Origin of the sequence: Lysinibacillus sp. BPa_S21 (genome assembly GCF_023337795.1) — a bacterium.
GTDB lineage: Bacteria > Bacillota > Bacilli > Bacillales_A > Planococcaceae > Lysinibacillus.
In genome coordinates, this window is record NZ_JALIRS010000005.1 from 285,470 (window position 1) to 303,517 (window position 18,048).

15 protein-coding genes and 1 pseudogene are annotated in these 18,048 nt (G+C 34.6%); 6 read left to right on the forward strand and 10 right to left on the reverse strand.

The genetic code is table 11. The features are described from left to right. Positions 1-96: 96 nt before the first annotated feature. From MOK21_RS12920 to MOK21_RS12945, 6 genes are all read right to left on the reverse strand, one after another. Positions 97-1,053, reverse strand: coding sequence for an HD domain-containing phosphohydrolase (locus MOK21_RS12920; RefSeq protein ID WP_249074402.1), 957 nt, complete (start codon positions 1,051-1,053; stop codon positions 97-99). A gap of 22 nt (positions 1,054-1,075) precedes the next feature. Beyond that, positions 1,076-2,266, reverse strand: a complete 1,191-nt coding sequence (locus MOK21_RS12925; protein ID WP_249074403.1) for a globin-coupled sensor protein — start codon at positions 2,264-2,266, stop codon at positions 1,076-1,078. 148 nt (positions 2,267-2,414) lie between these two features. Further along, the gene (locus tag MOK21_RS12930) at positions 2,415-3,911 is read right to left on the reverse strand and encodes a helix-turn-helix domain-containing protein (protein ID WP_249074404.1); all 1,497 of its coding nucleotides are present in this window, start codon (positions 3,909-3,911) and stop codon (positions 2,415-2,417) included. A gap of 633 nt (positions 3,912-4,544) precedes the next feature. After that, positions 4,545-5,243, reverse strand: a complete 699-nt coding sequence (locus MOK21_RS12935; protein WP_249074405.1) for a DJ-1/PfpI family protein — start codon at positions 5,241-5,243, stop codon at positions 4,545-4,547. A gap of 265 nt (positions 5,244-5,508) precedes the next feature. Beyond that, complete coding sequence (locus MOK21_RS12940) at positions 5,509-6,120, reverse strand: zf-HC2 domain-containing protein (RefSeq protein WP_249074406.1); 612 nt, start codon at positions 6,118-6,120, stop codon at positions 5,509-5,511. Between the two features lie 130 nt (positions 6,121-6,250). Continuing rightward, a complete protein-coding gene (locus MOK21_RS12945; protein ID WP_249074407.1) occupies positions 6,251-6,766 on the reverse strand; it encodes an RNA polymerase sigma factor in 516 nt (171 codons plus the stop codon). A gap of 321 nt (positions 6,767-7,087) precedes the next feature. On the opposite strand from MOK21_RS12945, the gene MOK21_RS12950 reads away from it, so the two are divergent. Continuing rightward, complete coding sequence (locus tag MOK21_RS12950) at positions 7,088-7,609, forward strand: hypothetical protein (RefSeq protein WP_249074408.1); 522 nt, start codon at positions 7,088-7,090, stop codon at positions 7,607-7,609. Positions 7,610-8,051: 442 nt separating this feature from the next. After that, a complete protein-coding gene (locus MOK21_RS12955) occupies positions 8,052-8,648 on the forward strand; it encodes a hypothetical protein (protein WP_249074409.1) in 597 nt (198 codons plus the stop codon). Between the two features lie 151 nt (positions 8,649-8,799). Here MOK21_RS12955 and MOK21_RS12960 read toward each other — a convergent pair. Both MOK21_RS12960 and MOK21_RS12965 read right to left on the reverse strand, forming a co-directional pair. Next, positions 8,800-9,043 (reverse strand): annotated as a pseudogene (locus tag MOK21_RS12960) (hypothetical protein); the annotation flags it as partial. 445 nt (positions 9,044-9,488) lie between these two features. Then, positions 9,489-11,948 (reverse strand): InlB B-repeat-containing protein, encoded by a 2,460-nt coding sequence (locus MOK21_RS12965; protein ID WP_249074410.1) that lies wholly within the window; start codon positions 11,946-11,948, stop codon positions 9,489-9,491. A gap of 592 nt (positions 11,949-12,540) precedes the next feature. Between MOK21_RS12965 and MOK21_RS12970 the strand changes: the two genes are divergently transcribed. Continuing rightward, positions 12,541-13,014, forward strand: coding sequence for a YbaK/EbsC family protein (locus MOK21_RS12970; RefSeq protein ID WP_249074411.1), 474 nt, complete (start codon positions 12,541-12,543; stop codon positions 13,012-13,014). Positions 13,015-13,060: 46 nt separating this feature from the next. Here the strand turns inward: MOK21_RS12970 and MOK21_RS12975 are convergent, their stop codons facing one another. Together MOK21_RS12975 and MOK21_RS12980 are read right to left on the reverse strand one after the other, a co-directional pair. Beyond that, positions 13,061-14,320 carry a glutathionylspermidine synthase family protein gene (locus tag MOK21_RS12975; RefSeq protein ID WP_249074412.1) on the reverse strand — a complete coding sequence of 420 codons (1,260 nt, stop codon included), beginning with the start codon at positions 14,318-14,320 and terminating at the stop codon, positions 13,061-13,063. Between the two features lie 14 nt (positions 14,321-14,334). Continuing rightward, positions 14,335-15,024, reverse strand: coding sequence for a hypothetical protein (locus tag MOK21_RS12980; protein WP_249074413.1), 690 nt, complete (start codon positions 15,022-15,024; stop codon positions 14,335-14,337). A gap of 394 nt (positions 15,025-15,418) precedes the next feature. Between MOK21_RS12980 and MOK21_RS12985 the strand changes: the two genes are divergently transcribed. The 3 genes from MOK21_RS12985 (at position 15,419) to MOK21_RS12995 (ending at position 17,784) form a co-directional block, all read left to right on the forward strand. Further along, the gene (locus MOK21_RS12985; RefSeq protein WP_249074414.1) at positions 15,419-16,018 is read left to right on the forward strand and encodes a nitroreductase family protein; all 600 of its coding nucleotides are present in this window, start codon (positions 15,419-15,421) and stop codon (positions 16,016-16,018) included. Between the two features lie 108 nt (positions 16,019-16,126). Next, the gene (locus tag MOK21_RS12990) at positions 16,127-17,176 is read left to right on the forward strand and encodes a 2,3-butanediol dehydrogenase (protein WP_249074415.1); all 1,050 of its coding nucleotides are present in this window, start codon (positions 16,127-16,129) and stop codon (positions 17,174-17,176) included. 272 nt (positions 17,177-17,448) lie between these two features. Next, positions 17,449-17,784, forward strand: coding sequence for a 2Fe-2S iron-sulfur cluster-binding protein (locus MOK21_RS12995; RefSeq protein ID WP_249074416.1), 336 nt, complete (start codon positions 17,449-17,451; stop codon positions 17,782-17,784). Positions 17,785-18,048: the final 264 nt, after the last annotated feature.

Consider the following 18,048-nt stretch of genomic DNA (forward strand, 5'->3'; position numbering starts at 1 on the left):
CTTTTTTTGGATGGTATATTACTTACAAGCGCCTTTAATTGGAGTAAAATAGAAATAGGAATAATATGCACATTAAACAAATGTGTAAACTCGGTTTTATTGATTTATTTTGACAACTTTATCAATAAATATATCGATCAAGTAAGGATCAAATTGAATGCCTTTCTGGCTCTTTAAATAGGCTGTTGCCTTCTCTTGCGGCCAAGCTTCTTTATAAGGTCTTTTACTAGTTAAAGCATCATATACGTCTACAATGGCTATAACCCTAGCTTCTAGTGGTATTTGTGCTCCCTTTAGTCCTAGTGGGTAACCTGTACCATCCCATTTTTCATGGTGAAACTTAATAATATTACTTGCTATATCCAGATCATCTACAAGTCTAATATTCATCCCATTTGAAATATCCAGCAATACATCAACCCCAATAAGAGGATGCATCTCCATTATTTTTCTCTCATAAAATGTAAGCGGCCCTGGTTTATACAATATCGATTCTGGAATACCTGATTTTCCAATATCATGTAGTATACTACAGTCAATAATTTTACTAATATATCCCACAGATAGATTGTACTTTTTCTCTTCTTTAAGAACTAACAAGAATCTTTCTGTTAGACTTTGTACTTCTTTAAGATGTTCTGCAATTCCTCTATCACGTATTTCACTCGATAAAGCTATTACTTTGTACAACTCCTTTAGGTTATCTTGGTCTAAAGCTGGTTGTTCTTCGCTTCGCATCACTACGATATAATACACCTCTTCATTTATTTTTATGGGTGTAATTGTAACACTGTAATATTTACGTTCTGTTGATTTATATAAATTTGGAATGATCCCTGACCATGGTTCGCCATTACTTAATGATCTGTTCCTATTAATAGGGACTATATTCGAATTTAAATACTCTGCATACAAACCAATTAATGACTCTCTTTTACTACCTGTAATTTCTTCATACTTCGTATTCACATCTATGATTAAACGATTTTCATCAACAATTGCTACAGCATCACCTAATTTCAAATAATATGTTAACTCTTCTGGAATCTGCATTTTTAACACCTTTCATTTTTCTTTAGTTTAGATCATGAGCAAAATTTGCCAGTTGATCAGCAGATAATGCAACTTCTTCAAAAGCTTTTCTTAGTTCATTGACAATACGTACGAAGGCAGTAAGTTCATGTTGATTTTGCGTATTATTTTCTTGAGTCTCTCCCATCGTATTCAAAATAAGTTCAAAATCTCGATCTGTTTCTTCCATTAAATGATTTCCATATTGAATAGAAGTTTTAATGTCTTTAAGAGAATCTGTAAGCCTCTCAACATTCGCTACGGTTGTTAAAATTAGTTGAGCAATATCTGTGGCTGAATTCTTCGTGACCTCTGATAGTTTTTTTACTTCATTGGCAACTACAGCAAAACCTTTTCCATGGCCTCCAGCTCTGGCTGCTTCAATTGAAGCATTCAACGATAATAAGCTCGTTTGCTCTGTTATTTTCGTGACGATATCGATAATGCTTTGCATCCTATTTGTGATTGTTGATAACTTTAGTACATCACTAGAAATAACATTGATTTCCTTATATATTTTTGCGATATTATTATTTTGTTTTTTTATTTGAGTTTTCCCATTTTCAGCTTTTTCTTTTGCATGAGCTGACAAGCTAGTTCTGGTATTAACCGTTTCTAATATTTCCTCGCAATATGCATGTAATTGTTGGTAAGCTGCATTCGTTTGCTCTGAAATGGCCACAAGATTTCCAGATGCGTTGATCATTTGTGCTCTTGTTATTTCTTTTTGTTTTTCCGATTGCTCTTTCATTTTCTCTGTTTCTTGATCATATGATTCAAGGACAACTTGCTGTTCTAAATTAAATAATTTTGAAAGTGCTAGAACATAAGAAGCATAATGTCTGTCATCAAATTCTCTTTCGACAATTTTTACAATGGAAGAAAATAAATCTTGAAAAGCACTCAAATACCATTTTGTTTGCAATCCTACTTCCATATGAATTCGCGCAATTTTCTTTCTTTTCAAAAAATAATGATCATCAATGACGCCACAAAACATCTCTAGAATATGTGCTTTCAATGTTATTTTTAGCGCCTCAACTGAACTATTATGATGGACTAGTCTTAGCAGTGATTCCTCATTTTCAAGATTCTTGTAAAAACGATTCACAATATCATCTATATTCTCTTCAATAATTGGTTGTAATCTATTAATAACTTGTAAATCCTCAATAGAGAAATCAATCATTTTCATTTGATTCTGTATGTCGCTCCCACTGCTAACATTCAGTTGTATGTTAGGATTTGGGGTAGCAAAATTTCTGATCTCCGCATCCCTTTTAATCCAAAAAATAAAAATTCCCCCTTCATATTTATCTTTTTAATTAAAATCAATGCTATGCCTATGATTGACTTAATAAAGTTTTTAAAAGTAATTGTTCTGGTTTTTGTTCCTTCGTAAAATAAATTTCTTGAAGCCTTTTGCTCAATCTATCAAAATCTTCTCTAGTAGGTATATCCCCCCATACAAATATATCCTTTTTTTCTTTAGTAATTCTTAAGTATAGACGATCAGTAATGATCAACTCTGCCTCTTCATCTTTTGTACAGCTTTCAACATGTAAAAAAGCACGTTTTATCTGATCAAATAAATTGGGACCATCTTTTATGACAGAGTATATTTTTATTTTTATTGTGTTTCTTTTCATGACATCAATTGATTGTTTTAATAATCTATGATATCTCCCAATCAGAAGTTCTCTATGTTTAAATACTTCATAATAAGTTTCATTCTCTAAGAGATAATCATAAAATTGATTCATAATTTCTATTTGAATAGTACCTTGATTATCAAATCTCTTTTTATAAAGGTCCTCTTTAAATAAAAAAGGAGGTCCATCAAAATGCAAACTAAAATAATGAAGATTTAACAAGTTAGCAAACAGAACGCCATATTCTTCAAGATCTAATGTAATAGAGAAGAACTCTCTGAATTTTTCCATCCAATATAATGTAGCTTGCGTAAACAACTCTTGATTATGATACTGAGCAAAATTTATCATTAAACTAATAGAATTTTCTCCTTTCTCATAACGGTATTGAGAATTTAGAAAGGCAAATGAAAACTGTATTTCTTTCTCTATTTCTTGATCAGTGAGGGTTGTATATTTTTGAAATAAAGGACTAATTTCTTGTGAAAACTCCTCAAAATGATAATGATACTTTGTATAATTTGTATACTCAGGGTCGTCTTCAATGATGAAGCCCATATTTGCTCGTGTTAGACAAGTAGCTAACCAAAATAATGCATATTCTGGAATATCTCGATTAGTTCCTTTCATCATTTCTAGAACTTCTTCTCTAGAAATGAACGTAAAAGGCCATAGCTCTCCCCAACATGAATTCCAATAGAATAAAAAGTAAAAGTAACGAATTTGTTTTTCCGATCCTTCAATTGTGATTAAGTCCTGCGTTGAAATATACTTCAATTGATAACGTTTTAACAATGGTTTGATTTTAAGAATATTACGATAAACCGAGGACCGACTTGTGAAATTTTCCAAAAAAAACTTTTCCAAATTGTTAAATTTATTATAAAAAATTTTGTCAAATATTTTATAAGCTAAAGAATTGTGTAAATAATATCTTTCTACTGTTTTAATTGAAAAAAAATCTTTAGTAAAAAGTTTAAATTGCTTATGTTTAATTTCCTTTAAAGAAGTAAATTCTTCAAATATTCGTAAGTCATCTGAGAGTTCTGATAAAATCTTCAAAATCGTCCTTTCAGATAAATCCATTTTTTGAGCTAACTCATGACTGGAAACGAATCGTTTTTCATTATTGATATAATTTAATACTTGCACCTTTTGTAAGGTCAAACGATCTAGAAAAGTATACATTTTCCCACCTTCCTTACTTACTAAAAAATTCTGACATCTAAAAAGTTAAAGAATTCCTATTTTGAATATTATGCCTTTCCCCCCGCTTTTTTAATCTTTTATAGGAGAGAATATAGCTTGGTAATAGTTACCTAAGCCCTTACACCTCTTATGACTATTTTATCACCCGTGTATCAATTTCTTAATTCAGATTCTGTTTCATTCTCAACATAATTTGAAACTAAAATTTGTAAAGTTTTTTAACAACTAAACTTTCTAGGTTTACATACAACTCTTCCTTACCAGAATTTTCAGAAAAACCCAATATTTCAGCAATATATAGTTTGAGCGGGCATAAAGTATCAAAGCTTATTTTTTAAATAAACGTAGGAAAAACAATTAATTGCGGAGTAAATCATTTATTTTTCATTTAGAATTCTCTTTCTAATCAACTTTTGCTGAATTTTTCGCGTTTTTCGAATCAACTTTTTCGTTACGTAAATCGTCACACCTCTACTAATTCTTAGTGGTGAGACGATTTTAAACAAACTTTATGATAAACCATTAAACTTTGAACAAGAATGAGGTACATGTTCTTAGAATTAAAAAAACACCAATCCATGTCTAAAAGACAATGAATCGGTGCTTTAGGTTTTATTTTATTAATTTAAGTATATTTTTTGAGTTTTTAAGCATTCCTAGCAATCCGAGTTCTTTTTTTGCGCCTTTTGATAATTTCTTCTCTGCTATGTTTCGGACCTTTTCTTCTGCATTTGAAAAATTACCAGCATTAAATATTGGTTGTGGATCATATTCAATAGCAAGCTGAATTGCTTTGGTTTGATCTTCACCAACTAGTTTATTAGATAATTGTAAAGCCATATCAATACCAGCAGATACCCCTGATGAAGTTATATATTTTCCTTGTTCTATTACTCTTTCTTTTGTTGCAATTGCGCCAAAGTTACTAAGCAAATTGATCGCTTTCCAATGCGATGTTGCTTTTAACCCATTGAGTAAATCTGCCGAAGCCAATAATAAAGAGCCTGTACATACAGAAGTTGTCCATTTTGTAGTTTTATCTACTTCCCTTATCCAATTTAATACGTTTTCATTTTTCATTTCTTGCATAAACCCTATAGTTGAACCTGGTATTATTAAAATATCTGCCTCTTTACTATCATCGATACTGTGTTTCACACGAATATCTATAAAGCCTGAATCAGCTTTGATTTCTCCTATTTTCTCTGCGACAAATAATACCTCAGTATCGTCCATATGCCTTAAAACTTCATAAGGACCAATCGCATCCAGCATAGTTACGCCATTATATAAAAAAATGATTACCTTCATACTCCCCCTCCTCCTATTCCATATTACCACAAATAACCAATATTCTTATTTTAAACTAAACTGCCCAGTCAGTTGAATAGCGGCAATCGTTTCGAAAATAGACTTTAAAGGGTTTATTGTTGGATCATTTATTGTAAAACAGGGGGCAAACCTTTATTCTTCCTCTACTCAAGCTAGAATTAGCGTAATCCGTTTTTTCAACATTAGCCTGCAAAGTGTAGGTTCCTAGTATTGGACCTAACTTGGTAGATGATCCTGGTTTAACTTAAGTTGCATTTATTAAATAATGGCCATTTTTAGTTTTGAATTCAAAAAAATATTTCTCATTATTTTTTAACTTTTTCAATTTCACGCTCGAACCAGGTGGTATTTTCATTTCTTCTATTACAATTTTACCCTCTTTATCTTTTACTCTTAGTAATATGTCATTTTCATTATTTGCGGTATTAGTAATTTCCTTTTTCCAAAAAACGCTATCGTATATCAGGTATTTTTGACCTTCAAAGTACAAGCTTTCCCATTCTTCCTTATTGTCCTCAGAATCTACATTTATATTAGCACTTACCATCGGAAAAAAGATTTGATTCACTGCCCCTACATCTTGAATGACGAGGGCACCTATAACCGTTAAAATAAAGGTCAAAACAGTGGCTGTTACGACTTGAATGCGACGCTTTTTATTCACTTTTTTAAAGGGTGCGATTGCATTTCTAACTTGCTCTGGTATTGGTTCAACAAGATCAGTTTGCATCATTGTTAAATGGGTCTTACATTCCTTGCAATTGCGTAAATGATCTTCAACAATTTCGACAGTATCCTCACTACAAATTCCATCAACATATGATGGCAATAAATCTTTAATAACATTACATTTCATAATGACCACCTTGTATCCTTTCTGCTAATTTTCCATTATTATTCTTAAATGGGTCTTACATTTAACAATTCCGATAGTAACTTCACTACAAATTCTATGTAAGAATAATGACAATACATCTTTAATATCATTACAATTCATAATCATCACCCTCTATCTTCTCTGCTAAACTAGTTTTAGCGCGGTAATAAGTTACCCTTGCCCAGTTTTCACTTTTATCAAATATCTCTCCAATTTCTTTAAAGCTAAAGTTACTTGATGTTCTTAGTAAAAAAATTTCGCGATAAGGCTCTTTTAAAAGATGTATTTTTTGGTGTATCGAAATAAGAGTGTTGCGCTTAATAACTTCTATATCTGGCCCGTCATGATTTGATGGGATATCCAAACCCACTTGCATTATATTTTCAATACTTAAATGTTTGTTTTTTCTTTCCTTTTTTAAATGGTTGTAATATGTATATTTTGCAATTTGACATAACCAAACAGACAACTTACATTCACCGTTATATCGATGAATAGATTTTACTGCTTGGTAAAAGGTTTCTTGGGTTAGTTCTTCTGCTAAATCTACATTCGACGTTAAAAGAATAAGGAATGTCTTTACTTCATTTGCATACGACTTGTACAGCTCACTTAAATCCTCCACTTTCTTCCTCCTCTCTTTTTTACTGTATACATATATATAGATTTAAACTGTAATTCGTTACAAAAATCTTGAATTTTTTTGAAATGAAAGTATAATCTATTCATTTCTTTCTTAAAGGCTTTTTTCTCAAAGATTGTTGCTATTTAAAGAGCAATCTTTACGAAAATAGCCTTCGTTAAAAATCTATCACGAAATAATAAATCGCTTTAACAAGATGATATAAATATACTATTAACAATAAATACCGGATATTTTTTACTGTAGACTTATACCTTTAGTATTGTTATTGTTAAAAAGTATTTTTTGAAAGGGGGTTCTCTTATGTACGATTCTTATGATTACGATGATTTCGATCCGGACTTATTAGATCCAGATTTTTTCGATCCAGGCTTACTTGCTTTCTTGCTAGTTCTCTTGTTAATTGGCCTTGTAGTTAGTGTCATATACTATATTATTGGTGCACTTATTTATTATAATGCATCTAAAACGAATGGTTTTAGCGATGTAGCTTATATTTCTTGGATTCCAATTGTAAACATTTATAGCTTTTTCTTGTTAACAGCTAAAGGTGAAGATGATCAGACAGTTCGCGCGGCAGCGAAAAGGAATGTTATCATTTATGCTGTATTAACGGCTGTTTCATTTATTCCGTATCTGCTCGTGGATATTATCGCTACTATCGCTATCATTGGCTTTATTTGTTATTTCACATATCGCCTATTCTATCGTTGGACTGGTGGAACTGGGAAAGCAGTGCTTTATACTATTTTAACAATCATTACGCTCGGGCTATTCTTTAATATTTACGGCTTAATGAAAATGAAGAATCCTTTCGTTGCATAATACATATGCGAGTACAAAAAAACGCTTTATAAGGTTAAAGAGATTTTGAACTTATTCTTAATAGATATTCTATTTCTCATTACTTTCAAATCGACTCCTTTTATCAAACCGATAAAGGGAGTTTTTTATGCTTTACTTACTCTAATCGTTTCAACCACTTCAGGGTGTGGCAGCAGGTAAAAAATCTCTTAGAATCTTTGGATAATAATAGTTGAAATCTTTTTCAATATAAGGAGTAAGCATGTCCTATAAAGCTCGTTAGAATCCTGGGCTGGCTCAGCAAATGAAGCTGTTGTTGTTTGAAAAGAAGTAACAAGTACAAAGGAGAGTATAAAAAGAGGAACATCTTTTTCATTTTCTTCTATACGCCTCTTAAATCTGCCTTTTTGGTTTAAAAGCAACGATCTTTGAGAAAACAGCAAAAAATAAAAGGAGCTATACTATGAATTTTTATTTATTAAGGGAAAAATCGGACACAAATGTAATCTTCAAGAATACTGGAGAAGATTATGATAGCAAGGAATGTGATAAATGTGGTGGGGTGCGCTCACCTATAAAAAACCCTTTAAAAGTCCAATTACGAGATGATAAAACTAGTGACTTTTATAAACTGTTGGGAAGTAATATTATTGGAAGTGGAATTCAAGATATTCTAATTAGACATCATTTTAAAGGGTTCAAATTATCCCCTATAGAAATTGAAGTTAAAAATGAGGAGCGATTATTAGATAAGGAATTATTTAAGATAGCCCGCATTGAAGCTACAGGTAAAGGTGGTTTTCTCCAAGATCATTTAGGAAATACAGTACCGCATTGTGAGACTTGTGGAGCATTTTTAAACATTTTACGTATCTCTGAAGGGTTAAGCGTAGATGAAAAAGAATGGGATGGTAGTGATATTTTCTACTTTAATAACTGGTACGGTAATTTAATTATTACTGAAGCTGTTTACAATGTTTTAAATGAATCCAACACTCAAAACGTTAGTTTTATTAATTTAAGGGAATTTAGTAATGATTATAGAAAGAGTTTGAAATGAAGAGATTAATTTTTATAGTAAGCCCGTTAGTATTAATTGGTCGATTATAGTGGTATCTAAAGTGAATGCAGGAGAAAAATGCTGCGTCTCTAGTTAAGGCTCTTTTTAAAAGATTTGCTACTATGTTACAATTCTTGCATAATAAGTATGCAAGAATTGCAATATAGTTTGTGCACGTGATAAGGATAGCATACACATTACATTGAGCAATCCATTCTATTTGCTCATGAACTTTAATTTGGGCATCTGATCCTGGGAAATTTTCATCTGCTGTCACTCGATACATGAATGCTGGATCAACAAAATGGATTAATTTAAGGTTATTTAGGGAAAATCCATTTTCTGTATTTCGTATAATGGGCGTGTAAGCATCCTATTTTTTTCTCATTTTCCATTCCATCTCTACTATATTACTTAAGCTACTAACAGTAGACCAATTAGACCAACCCCAAAACCATAACGATCAAAGCAATTATCTTGCCGAATCGACCAATATTCACTTTAAACAGTATGTATGCACCAATCATGACTGTAATCCAAAAAAGTAAAGGCAAGGTTAAAATCTATTAATTGCCCTGTAAAATATTTGTATATAAAACTAAATTGCTAGAAAAAAGATAAAGCTAAAAGTACATACCATACTTACTCATTTGTAACCTCCTTTTTAAACAAACGATATTTATCGCCTATTGTATGACACTAATAGATTCAGTACTTTTCCCCAATCTTGAACCCAAGTAAAGCATAGGTGAAGAGCCTATTGTTTATTCACATTTTTTAATCAAAAAAAGGATGGACCAAATGTATGCTCCATCACTCTCTCTTTCTCAAAGTCTCATTTTATAAACCAAGTGCTCGATATACGAGCGCTGTAAATTGGGCGCGTGTTAAGCTTTCATTTGGTCTAAAATTACCGTTTTCATCACCTAGTGCAATATCGTGGTCTGCTAGAGCGGCAATATATCCACTTGCCCAGTGTGATGAATCGACATCCTTGAACTTACTCTTACCTTCTGGCGTTAAGCCAAATGCAAGGACCATTATTTTCGCCATTTGCGCACGTGTAATATAGGCATTTGGACGGAATGCTCCGTTATCACCATCCACGATACCTGCTCGTTGCAGGCGTGTAATTTGTTCATAATAGACATGGCTTTTCGGTACATCCGAAAATGCTACAGCCTTTCGAATAGGTGATAATTGTAAAGCACGGTCCATCATCAGTACCACATGTTGACGTTGGATCTTATCATTTGGTCGGAAAGTGCCATCTGGATAGCCTTTAATAATGCAGCGATTCGCTACTTCTTGAATCATATCTTGTGCCCAGTTACGATCAATATCCTTGAAAGTAATGTCACAGCTAGTACTCTCCTGCATCCAACGAGCATATAACGTGACGTCTTCTGTGACTACATCTTTTGCAAAGTCCCATGCTTTTGTGAATTCTTTATTTGTATACCAGCCGATCAATATATGGCCTTTCTTCGTTGGTTTGGCAGGAGCATTCACTAAAGCTTTATCTGCCACTGTTTGCGAAGGAACTTCACTACCTCCATTTGCATCAAACGTCACTGTATAACTACCTTCTGACACATGATCCTTTGTCCATTTCGCATATAATGTTAGGTCTGCCGTTACTCTATCTTGCGCAAATTCCCATACATTTTTAAGCTCTGCATCCTTATACCAGCCGTCGAATGTATAGCCCTCTTTTACTGGCGTAGTTGGGACTTTCACAAGGTCGTTATAACGAACCGTTTGTGATGGCACTTCACTTCCACTATTGGCGTCAAAAGTGACTTTATAGTTAGATGAACCTCCGCCAGTTCCTCCTCCTGATGTGTTATTGATCCATTTCGCATACAACGTCACATTTTTTGTCACAACGTCATTTGCGAAATCCCATGGTACAGTCAGTTCTTTATCTTTATACCAGCCATCGAATGTATACCCTTCCTTATGAGGAGCAACTAGTACTTCCACTAGTTTGTTATCTCCCACTGTTTGAGATGCAACTTCTCCCCCGCCATTCGTATCAAACGTAACGATATAGCTATTGCTTTCTTTCGACCATTTAGCGTATAGCGTGAGATCATTTTTCACTTTATCTTGATCGAAATTCCATGCTGCTGTCAGCCCTTTATCTTTATACCAACCTGCAAATATGTACCCTGCTTTTTCTGGAGTGGCAGGCGCTTTTACTAATTCGTCATATTCCACTGTTTGTGGTGTAATATCGTTCCCGCCATTAGCCTCAAACGTAACGGTATAGCTTTCTTTCGACCATTTGGTGAATAGCGTGGTTTTCCCTTTCACTATATCTTGATTGAAATTCCATTCTTTTGTCAGCTCTTTATCTTTATACCAACCTGCAAATGTGTACCCTGCTTTTTCTGGAGTGGCAGGCGCTTTTACTAATTCGTCATATTCCACTGTTTGTGGTGTAACATCGTCCCCGCCATTAGCCTCAAACGTAACGGTATAGCTTTCTTTCGACCATTTGGCGTATAGCGTGAGATCCTTTCTCACTTTATCTTGGTCAAAATTCCATACTTTTGTCAGCTCTTCATCTTTATACCAACCTGTAAAAGTGTACCCTTCTTTTACTGGTGTGGTAGGCGCTTTTACTAATTTATCAAATACTACTGATTTTAATGAATCTATGCTCCCTCCATTAGTATCAAAATTGACAGTCAAAGGACTCCACCCTGCATAAATAGTCCTTGGTTTGTTAACGGAGTCACCCCACAATATCTTCCGCTCTTCATCAGCATACCATCCCATAAAGGACTTCCCATTCTTACTTTGATTAGTAAAAGCACTTTTCCATCTGGAACCATCCATTCCTTGAAAGGTTACAAAATCTAATGAATTACCCGCAAATGCATCAATTCCTATCCATGTCACATCTGATGGGATTTCTACACTTGTTAGTTGATTATTCTTAAATGCATTTATTCCTATCCTTGTCACATTTGATGGGATTTTTACACTTGTTAGTTGATTATCCTGAAATGCACCTTCTCCTATCATTGTCACACTTGATGGAATTTTTACACTTGTTAGTGGTTTATACGCAAATGCATTCGAGCCAATCTCCACAACTGTTTTACCATTGATTTCACCAGGAATAACAATATCTGTCCCACCTCCTGTATATCCTGTTATGACAACACCATTTGTCACATCCCTAGTTGTATAAACTGCTCCGTCGCTGCTTGCATAAACAAGCAGATTACTTAATGTTAATTGGGAGACTATCAAAATTATGACCATGATTATTCTTAGTTTTTTCATGTTAGTAGATTCCTTCTCTTTAATACTTTTAATCTAGGCATCCGCTATTACAGTAAAAGAAAACGCAGCTGTGCAACAAAGAAAGCTAATAAAGTGACCATTGATCACCAATCACCTCCCAAAACAAATATTCTGATAAGCTTCATTACAGCTCCAAATATAATTCCACTTTATATCTTAGTTTCCAAAATTATAGCATGGCGTGCATTTCTAAAATCACTTAATTCATCTTTTTCTTGCTTTCGGACATATTCTGAAAACTCCTAAATCTTTAGTTTAGGATTTTAGCAATAACGCTGTTAAAAGATGTACTAGACAAGGAGAGATTTAAGAGGGTCATATAGAGTTTGAAGGGGCAAAGTAAGCTTTAATAAGGAAGCCACTTGGGCATAGTGATTAAGCGTATGAGGTTTTTATAAAAATGTTTGATCCATTGATGTAACGCTTGAACATGTTTTTTGTTCATGGATTTCATTTTCGTAGCCATACCTAACAAAACATGAAAATCACTGTTCCACATTAAACGTTTGCACAACCATGTATTCTGAAAATTATGTTAAAATAAAATGAGTATTAGAAGGAGGTACTACATATGGCTATTGAAAAAGTACGTACACATTTAGCGCAATGGAATGTGGAGCACAGAATACAGGAGTTAAACGAAAGCTCAGCGACCGTTGAACTTGCAGCACAGGCACTCGGGTGCGAGCCTGAGCGCATTGCGAAATCCTTATCATTTCTAGTGAACGATGGCGCGATATTAATTGTCGCTGCTGGCGATGCCAAAGTCGACAATGCCAAATTTAAAGCTGCCTTTGGTACAAAGGCAAAGATGCTTGGGAAAGATGAGGTACTTGAAAAGATTGGACATGAGGTTGGAGGTGTTTGTCCTTTTGGTGTGAATGAGGGCGTTGCTATTTATTTGGATGAATCGCTTAAACGCTTCACAACGGTATTCCCTGCATGTGGTAGCAGCAACTCCGCCATTGAGCTGACGATTTCTGAACTAGAAACCTATACTCCCTATCAAGAATGGGTGGACGTCTGCAAAGGCTGGAACGAGTAACAGGGCATAAAAAACGGCGAAACTTTTTAAAAAGTCTCGCCGTTTTTTAGGTCTCTTCCCGATAGCCAACAGCTAACCAGTGCGAATCCCATTCTGTAATTTGATTTCCCACTCTACAAGATAAGCCACAGGCCCGATGATCAGCGATAAATGAGCCGATTAACCATTTCTTTGTTCGCCATCCATCCTTTAGCTTGATCGTAATAGAAGGCATTTCCACATACTGCTGATAAATAAACAAATTATCATCATAATGGGTATACGCAGAGGCGTTTGTTTTCGTACCAGCCCCTGCATAAATTTCTACAGTATTCCCTTCCCGTGAATAGACTGGTTTCTTGACGAACGGCAAGTTTTCCTGCACAAATGGTTCTGCCGAAAGGTATGTTGGCAACATATACTTTTCAATAGCGGCTCGTTCTTCTGCAGTAAAAAGAAGTGGATCGTCTTTTCGTTCCCAAATCAGCCATAATAAAATTTTCGATTGCAATACGTAGGCGGCGGGTGCGTTGATAATCGCAAGCTGTCCATCTTTTACAAGTTCCAGTAATTGTAGACCAATACGATCACCATCGGGAGATACATCATCTATTAAAAACTCTACTGGGTGTGCAGGACGATACAACACATCAATCTTCTCCATGGCAGGCGTATAAAGGCCTCGGGCTATATTCGCAGTGTTACTTGAGAAAATGATTAGCTCTTGTATAGGAACATATTCCACATCAAAAGGTATACATTTCTTTAAAAACTGTACCTGACAATATTCCTCATAATCTTCTACAGCCGTTTTCCCCGTAATGACGATTTTAGGTTTTTTCACATCATTTACATAATGCATAGCCGCAAAGAGTGCTCCAGACAACGTTTTATGTAAAGCCGAAACATCATTCGGACTGGTATATCCAAAATGCTGACAAAGCGCTTCATTGATCTCAAAGGTTTCTTGGACAAGAAATGGTGTTTCACCATTTAATTCAAGACATTTTATGTGTCCGTCCTCTGTACAAATAAAATCGAAGCGCGCCAGTACCGATTGTTGCTGTAAATAATCTAATTGGATATATGGCAGCATTTCAGAACGAATGCCTAGTGCTAAAAGTTGTTCATCCGATAAATGCTTAAATTGTTTCCCAACCTTCAAAAATATTTTCCAAAGTATAGTAGATGCATAGTTAATTTCATCGATTTTCTCTTTGGGTAAATCCATTACATCGTATAAGGCGTACTCAAGGTCCTCAAAGTCAGGGAAGAAATGAGGAAATTGCGCATAAAATGCTTGGCGGTGTTGAAAATGATTGTCCATATTGATGTCTCCTTTTAAGAAGATGAAGAGCCCCCTCGAGAGGCACCACCTGAGCCAAAGCCTGATTTCCCTGAGCTGGATGATGAGTGATTTGAATAAGAATTTTGACTCGAAGATGAACCTGAACTATTTGAGTATGAACGCTTGCCACTCGAATAAGAGTTGGAACCGCTTGTAGTTGAATTTGAGCTATTTGTTGTTGTGTTATTCGAGCTACTCGAAGTTGTACCCGACGGATTTTGAGAGCCGTTCGTCGTGATGCCATTTGTATTTTTACTGTCGCTCGTATTGCTATGATTACGTGGAACTGCTGAACCAGAACCACCACTTCTATCCTCTCGTTCTGTACCATTTCTTAAATTGCGACTTTTATAAATGGCACTTCCGAGCAATGCCCCGGTAGTTGCGTACATCAGTCCATTAAAGAAATGCTGTGCATAATGAGGTGAATTCTCATCTAAACATTCGAACGAGCCATCATCACTTTCCTTCCATTCATCACATGCATTTGCCATATCACTGTCATAGACACTTTGTAAATCATTCTCTGCTGCTGTCGTATTATTTTCTTCCGTTACATTATTTGTAGGATCAGTAGTAGAAGAAGACTCCTCAACCGTTTCTGTATTCCCACACGCGGCTAATTGCATAGCCATAAATGAAGCTGTTGTGACTGCTATGTATTTTTTTATTTGTTTGGCCATCTCATATCGCTCCTTTATATCTATACCTCTTTTACGGATATTTCCTTCTTTAGGTTTCACTTTTTACAATTACTTACTCTACAAGATAAGCCACACGCACGATGATCAGCAATAAATGAGCTGATTAACCATTTCTTTTAGTTTACCATCCATTATCTTCAGTCTTAAAAAATATTTTGAAGCTTTGGAATATTAGTAAGCATAGTCTTTGACTTTGAAAATTTATGTAATATAATTATCTTGAGTTCGAGATATATTGTATAGAGATATTTAATTGAACGTTCATTTGTACTGTGTACTATTTTAACAGGAATGACTGAGTAAATTTAATAGCATCATACAAGATAGATTGAAATCACAACTTGAATAGGAATTACTAGGAGGAACAAAAGTTATGGCAATTGAATTTTACTCTGCTTTAAAAGAAAGACGCTCTTACTATGGCATTAATAAAGATGTACAAGTATCTGACGAGCGAATTAAAGAAATTGTTGAATTTGCTGTTCAACATACACCTTCAGCTTTCAACTCTCAAACTGCTCGTTTAGTTGTATTAACAGGTGCAGCTCATGATAAATTATGGAATATTACAACTGACATTTTACGTAATGTCGTTGGAGAAGGAGATTTCACAGCAACTCAACAAAAAATGGATTCATTTAAATCAGGATACGGAACAGTATTATTCTTCGAAGACGAATCAATCGTTAAATCTCTTCAAGAGCAATTCCCTTCTTATGCTGAAAACTTCCCAATCTGGTCTAACCAAGCATCAGGAATGCATCAGTTAGTAGTATGGGCTGGTTTAGAGGCAGAAGGACTAGGAGCCTCTTTACAACACTATAATCCGTTAATTGATGACGAAGTGAAAAAAGAATGGAATATCTCCAAAGACTGGAAATTGATTGCACAAATGCCGTTTGGTAATCCAATCGCACAACCAGGTGAAAAAGAGTTCCAACCACTTGAAGGCCGTGTAAAGTTTTATAAATAATAATTTCAGTAGTAGAAAGAAACCCTTATTCAGTATGATTAAGAAGTTTAAAAGTTTCGTAATACAACAGACTCGTAGAAGATTTTTTCATTAGGAGATGCAATATAAATGAAAGCATTAAGATGGCATAACACTAAAGATTTACGATTAGAAAATATTGAAGAGCCTACAGCAAATAAAGGCGAAGTAAAACTTAAAATTGAATGGTGCGGTATTTGTGGTAGTGATTTACACGAATATACAGCAGGTCCTATTTTTATACCTGCTGATCAACCACATCCTTTAACTGGCGATAAAGCACCGATTATTATGGGACATGAATTCTCAGGACAAGTTGTGGAAATTGGCGAAGGTGTAACGAAAGTACAAGTTGGCGATCGTGTTACAGTAGAGCCAATCTATAATTGCGGTGAATGTGAACCTTGTAAACAAGGGTTATACAATCTTTGCGAAAAAATGGGCTTCTATGGTCTTGCCGGAGGCGGCGGTGGTTTCTCTGAATTCACTTCTGTTCCAGAGCACATGCTACACAAATTACCAGAAGGTGTTTCATATGAACAAGGAGCACTTGTTGAACCATCTGCTGTAGCACTTCACGCAGTAAAACAAAGTAAATTAAAAGTAGGCGATAAAGCGGCTGTATTTGGTACAGGTCCAATCGGTCTACTAGTAATTGAAGCATTAAAAGCCGCTGGTGCATCAGAAATCTATGCTGTAGAATTATCTGAACAACGTAGAGAAAAAGCGTCAGAATTTGGTGCAATTGCAATCGATCCCGCTACTAGTGATGCGGTAGAACAAATCCAAAAACTTACAAATGGTGGCGTAGATGTTGCATTTGAAGTTACTGGTGTTCCGCCAGTATTAAAACAAGCAATCCATTCTACAAAATTCAACGGAGAAACTATGGTTGTTAGTATCTTCGAAAAAGAAGCACCCATTCACCCACAAGATCTTGTGTTAAGAGAGCGTAATCTTACTGGTATTATTGGATACCGTGATGTTTTCCCAGCTGTTATTAATTTAATGGCTCAAGGATACTTCGCTGCTGATAAATTAGTAACGAAACGTATTAAACTTGATGAAGTAATAGAAGAAGGTTTCGAAGGACTATTAAAAGAAAGAAATCATATTAAAATTTTGGTAAAAGCTGAATAGTTAATTGCCATTTAAAGATTTTCTACTATAAGGGCATGTTTTGATTTTTTCAAAACACGCCCTTTTTATTTGTGCTAGGTATGCGCAGTTATCTGCCATATGTAAAGCCTTCTTTGGCTATCCACCATTCAAAAACCTGCTAAACAGATATTTATCGCTAAGATTTTAAGCTCTCAGTCAATGAATGATTTTTTGTATGAAAATAGCCTGAACAATACAAACTGATAATACTAAACCCATCAATTAGGAAAAAATGAAGGGAGTATTCATAAATGCCATTTGTCACCGTATTTGGAGGAAAAACATTTGAAGTAGAAGAAGGAAAAAAATTAGTGTTAGCACTTGAAGATAATGGAATAGAAATATTTCATCAATGTGGCGGAAAAGCAAAATGTACTACTTGTAGAGTGGAAGTCTTAGCTGGCGAATACAAAGATATTTCGAAAATAGAACAAAACGCCTTCGCTATTAAAAATCTTGATGAGAATTTATACGAAGACTGCTTGCGCTTATCTTGTCAAATTCGTGTCAATGGGGATATTACCGTCAAGCCAATTTTAACTTCTGAAAATACACAGGGTGATAGAGGCCCAAGACCTGCAGATTAACCATATTTAGATAAAAAAAGCGGTGTTATCTGGTTATTGCAATCTTTCCTCTTGAATAAATAAAGGCATTGGAAAGGGTTTAAATGCCCATTTTCCAATGCCAGTTTTATTTATGCTATTTTTTGCATCTTACCCACGGCCAGCTTGGAAAGATGGATATAAAATCATTCCACCATCAGCAAATAGCGTGATCCCTGACTAGCTTGGGATATAAAATAATTTTGTACTTCTGATTCTTGAAATCGAAAGAAAATTAAATTGAAT